This is a genomic window from Ruegeria sp. HKCCD7181 (assembly GCF_057221055.1).
In genome coordinates this window covers 1-5,239 of the sequence record NZ_JBWVBC010000030.1, presented here as the reverse complement: position 1 = coordinate 5,239, position 5,239 = coordinate 1, and the positions used below count along the sequence as shown (strand labels likewise).

The window sequence follows — 5,239 nt, the reverse complement described above, 5'->3', positions numbered from 1 at the left end:
ACTTCATGCTGATCTCGCTTTACAGAGCGGCTACTGGCGGCGTTAGCGGGTGTCTCTTGCCTGCGGTTTCGTTGGGAACTGGCTTTTCGGCAGTTTGGTGAACAAAACTTTTTGCTACGTCGAAACGGAAACTCTTTTCCGCATTCTCGGCATCGGCTGGATTTCGGATTGCTGGACATGGATAGCTTTCATTGAGGGCTCACATGAAGCTGCAAAGACGTTGATTTGCTTCGACAAAATTGAGCCTGAGACACAAAAAAAACACCCTTCACTCCTAAGTGAGGATGCTTGGTTTAGTTGACCAAAGGTTGATTGACGCAAAAGCGTCGTCAGTACCTATTGTAGGGTAGCTGTAGTGAAACTTGAGTTAGTAGCTTTGGTGGTCCCGTCGGCTTTGTCGCAGCGACACCGCCCCCCCCAAAAAAAATCAGACTACACTGTCTAAGCTAACAATAAGATCGTTTAGCTTTTTAAACCCAACCTTTGGATGGCAATCGCAAAGGACGTCATCGAGCGCCAAAGACCAATCTTTTGAAGATATTCACGGGGTTTTGCTCGTTGCACATTATCCAGAGGAGTAAACTGAGCAAAAACAGGACAAAAGTTAGTATTTTGGAGCGCAGTTTGAGTACTTGCAATGGGGGAACTTAATTCACCGACTATATGTCGGGGCTTGATTGTTCGCTATGAAAAGGGCGCCACTAAATAGCAGCATCATTGGGCTTAGCTGTGCGTTTGAATTCGCTTCCTCCAGCTCCAGAGAACCGATTCCGCGACATGTTGGGTCTATTCACTATCGTGAGCAACGCACCCAACTAAGTGTCATCTTCAACAACGATATCTTCGTCAAATTCGTCACGTTCAATTGAAGTTGAAAACTCTTCCGGTTCGTCTCCAACAATCCGAACAAAGGCGTCTCTTGTGGCTATGTTGAAATCAAATTGAACAAAATCCTTGTTGGTTACGCCGAGAACAGAAAACGCTTTTGCAAAGCCTGATGCAAAACCATTATCAACTTTTAGGTTCCCGAGTTTCAATCCATCAAAAGTACGCAGGTTCCATTCACCTGATGCATAGTCGAGAACGAACGTTGAGGTGGCGTGTGCACCCGCATTGACTGTCGGTCGATCTGCTTGAAAGTGCCACCATAGCGTTCCTGATTTTGACCAGCCAGATGTCGCCTCAAACCTGTTTTTACGAATCTCGTCTTTGAGTTCTTCTATCTTGCCGGGATCAACATCATGCCCGACCAACGAAAACACACCAGTGGCAAGCTTTACCAAGAGTGGTGAATAACTTAGGTAAACATAAAAGCTGTTGGCATTCATTCCAAGCTCATCAAGGCAGTAGTCTTCCAATTCCTCTCGGGTCAATGGGGTGCCAAGTGCCTCAAAGGCGTAGGCCAATCCTTGGTCATTTGAGCCAAGATCTGCAGCATGAAAATCATTGGTTCTTTTGGCAATTCGACCGTGTGCCTTTGCAATGCCATAGAATTCGAGAAACGCTGCCAGAGGCTCTGGCGGTGGTACGAAGCTAACGCGAACAGGCCTCAACAAAGCCGAGCGCAATTCATTCATTTCGATGGAGCTCGAAACCGTGAAGATACGAGATGCTACATTTAGCAGCCGATTTCTTGTTGATCGTTTGGAGAGAAGCCAATTTGAACCAGAATCAAGCCAAAGGACCTCTGAAAACAAGTTTAACAAGTCACGTAGACTATCTGCGTCACTAAGCTCTAAACCAGCAAGAAGCGCCAAACGTTGGATATTGGTACAGCCATTTGCCGAAGTCTCTTTTCTTAGGGCAACGAGAACTCGATTTGGAACAGCAGCCGAGTCTTTTTTGACGTACAGAACAACATCTCCGATGCGCGTTCTCGTAACATCATGCTTCTCACCAATCAGTTCCAATGCCTCGAGAACCCCTTCGACATGGAAATTGCATCTCGAAATTTCGGCGTCGCAAACAGCGTTATTGAATTCCTCCTGAGTGAAATATGGTCCGAGCTGGGAACTCACTATTTTCTTTGCCTCGGCAAGGCATCCCAACGGGCGCCAGATCCGCTTTAGCTTTAGCTCTGCTTTGGCTGCAATCTGACGCACTCGCTCTCGGGTCAATCCGTAGGGCTGAGCAGTGAACTCGAGGGTTTTGGGGCCGTCTCCGTTGAAGCCATATAAAACGGCCAATAGATCCGCATTTCGCTCGTCTTCCACTTCCATCAGTAAAGCGTAAAGCTCGTCTTCAAGTGTGTCCCGATGCTCCCACTCTGTTGGCCTGAGTTCAAACACACGCTGATGGATGCGACGCCCATAGGCGTTCCGAGCCTCCTTCGCTTCGGCCTCGTTCCAACCTCTGACATCCATTCCAAGCGATAGCCCAAAATCTTTCAAGATCATTCCCGCTTCGCGGATTGACTTCCGCCCCAAGCCTTGCCTTCCGAGAATGTCAACTTCTGTCAATTGAACAAAGGAACCGACAAGCTCGAAACCTTCGGCTTTCATTGCCGTGACAAGGCGATTGGGCATACCTACTTCGGCGAGCGTGGCGAGAAGAATCTCGTTTCCGCCCGACCATGGAACGTCGAACAATGTTCGCTGTCTCCCCTTCAAGAGTACAATGTGTTGGCCGCTAACGATGCCATTCGGTTCATACCCTCACGAACCGCAGTGATAGCGTCTTGCGGGTCCATAAAGTGACCGTCGTTAGCCATTTCGACTGACAAAGCAATTGAATACTCTGCGAATGCAACCTCGTATGCCAAACGCCGGAAAGAAACGTCATCGATCCCGCCAATCTTCAAAGCGGCTGCGAGTTGCGGATGCTCTACATTGACCAAAATGCTACGCTCTGATGCCTCATACTTTGCTCTTGGCTCGTGCTCTCCCATATCCCTAAATTCAACGCTGAATCCGCCGCCGCGAGACTTTTTCTTGGGGTCCATTTTTCGTTTCCCAGACCGCTCCGCGCTCTTTGGGTCGGCTTCAAAAGTTGCTGACGAGTTTTCAGGGTCGGTGTCTGGATTTGGTGGACGAGGTGTATCGTTATGAACGTCGGATGGGCCGCCTTCTTCTGAGACCTTAGTTGCGGGTTCTTCTCCTTTTCCTGCAAGAATGTCAGCGTCTTCTTCATCGGCAATAATTGATGGCTTGTAGTCTTTGGCTCCGACAGTGTGGGCAAGCACATTCTGAATTTGTACTTTCCATTGCTGGAAGTCTTTGTTGATTAGATCTGCGATAGCATTGGCTTCCTTCTGGAGCCGTCTTGTTTCCTCGTTCTGCTTGCGAAGTCGCTCTTCTTCTTCAAGCTCTTGCAGAACCAACTCCAGCTTCATTCCAACAAATGCCATTGTCGCGCGAACTAAATCGTTCTTGGGATTGAGTTGACCAGAACGGGACATATCGAACGGCGGAATAGGTGATTTGTCGTGCGCCATCGATGGAACATCAATATCGCCAAAAATATAGTTGGTGAATTGACGCTTATCTTGACCTGCAAAAGTGGACTCGTGAAGCACACCATTAGAAGTTACGGCGATTCCTTGTTGCTCTTTTGCCAGCGGAGCTTTTGACACTTTTATCCGAAGCGTCACACTGCCGAGTATCTCAGCGAATGGTGAGTCCAGTGCACTGAATTCCCTTTCAGCTCGGATTGATGGCTCTACGTACTCGCATTTATGGGTGCCAACATAGACTGTTACACCCTTCCAAAAGGCTATGTGCTTTTCGATTTCTCGTATTATTGCGCTTGTGTCGATGCTGCGCAGGTTGATTTCGCTAACCTCGACTATGGTTCCGTTAGGTTTGTCGGTATCGACTTCATTTTCGATAACTTCAATTGGCACCGTTTTAGATGCTTCCGGACGCTCGAATTCCGTCCTAAGTAGCTGGACAGTAGAACGTTTGCCGTTTTTGGTTGTAGTAACCCGCAGGGCGTTCGCAATGCCAAAGGCGGCGGATTTACCCGTGCCAAACATTCCCCGCCCGGGTCGTCCTGCCTTTGTGTCTACGTTCTCACCGTGCATAGTGAAATAATTCTCAAGATCGGAAAGATTCATCCCCCTTCCGTTATCCTTGATTGTCATACGTTTTTGACTTTTGTCGATATTCACCGTGACGATAGGCGAAACACCACCATCAACATACTGAAGCCCGTTGGAAACATACTCCCACGCGACTTGCCATTCATGTTTGAATAAGGCGGAACTCTGCAACAGGTCCCGACCAATATGCGACTTAACTTGTAATGCGGATGAGAATTTATTCACGTTCACGGACCTTTTTTGAAATTTCGTTGATTGCATCGGACATAATTTTATCGGCAGCAAAGATGTCCTTTGCACGTTTGACGCGCATGAGCCTCAAGTTGCCGACAATGTAATCATCAATACGGAAAAACCTTTCGGCCTCGACGGGAAGGATTTGCGCAGCATCGCCATCTTTCCATTTTTTAAAGGCTGTTTCGGCTTGCATCCGGCCTTTCTCTCGAGTTGCCCATGCGTGTTCCTTTTGCGACAAGCGTACGGTTTCAAGATGCGTTTCACCAAGGTGAGCCGAGTGCTTCTGACAGAAAGACAAACCGGATTCCGTTAACAGCCAACCCTCACGTTCCGAACCGGTTAGCAGTTGCCCCATCTTCTCAGAAGCAGCATCCCAAAGTCTCTTGCGTATTGTCTCAATGTTGATTTGTTCCGGATACTTGCGCCAACTGAACCGCCCGGGCGCAAGCTCGGCAGCTTTGATAGCAATATCCTCAGTGTCTGTGTTTCCCTTAGCGGCACCGGCCAAGTATGCTGCCAGAACAGCAACATGCGTGTTTGATAGGCGATCAGTTCCAGTTGGAGATTTTGTTGTCTTCCGTGCCATTGGGCCTCTCTACAGCTTGAACTTTTGGCCTGACTTGGTACGTGGGGACGCAAAGCGGCCTTCCACTTCACTTATTTCTGCTCTCAGAGCTTTGATAATGCTCTTAACTTCGTCCTCTTCCCACTCGTAAAGCGATCTGTTCGAGAGGTTGGCGATACGCCCAATCGCCTCCAAGGCTTTGTTGGTTCGGCTCTCAGCAAGCCTTCTAAACTTCTCGTGCTTTTCACTCTCTGCCATGTGGCAAAACCTCCAGATTAGCGTTGCTAAAGGTATATATTGTGAAATATTAGTCAATATATTCGACGATTTCTTATATATATGGCCTGTTATTCGATCTAATTTGTAGTGAATAATGGCAAATAAGAGTGAACATATTG

The 5,239-nt window shown here is 48.0% G+C and carries 4 protein-coding genes; all 4 read right to left on the bottom strand.

Annotated features, from left to right (window positions below):
- Nucleotides 1–815: 815 nt before the first annotated feature.
- Entirely contained in the window at nucleotides 816–2,588 is a 1,773-nt protein-coding gene (locus AC2TCY_RS22935; protein ID WP_480851057.1) for a hypothetical protein, read from the bottom strand.
- A 17-nt stretch (nucleotides 2,589–2,605) separates the two neighbouring features.
- Nucleotides 2,606–4,264 carry an ATP-binding protein gene (locus AC2TCY_RS22930; RefSeq protein WP_480851055.1) on the bottom strand — a complete coding sequence of 553 codons (1,659 nt, stop codon included), beginning with the start codon at nucleotides 4,262–4,264 and terminating at the stop codon, nucleotides 2,606–2,608.
- Nucleotides 4,257–4,862, bottom strand: coding sequence for a hypothetical protein (locus AC2TCY_RS22925; protein WP_480851053.1), 606 nt, complete (start codon nucleotides 4,860–4,862; stop codon nucleotides 4,257–4,259). The genes AC2TCY_RS22930 and AC2TCY_RS22925 overlap by 8 nt, the downstream gene beginning before the upstream one ends.
- A 9-nt stretch (nucleotides 4,863–4,871) precedes the next feature.
- The coding region (locus AC2TCY_RS22920) for a hypothetical protein (RefSeq protein WP_480851051.1) at nucleotides 4,872–5,239 on the bottom strand (368 nt) is incomplete at its 5' end.

Coding starts and splice junctions, on each gene's coding strand:
- AC2TCY_RS22925 (WP_480851053.1), bottom strand. CDS start 4,862: ATGGCACGGAAGACAACAAAATCTCCAACTGGAACTGATCGCCTATCA.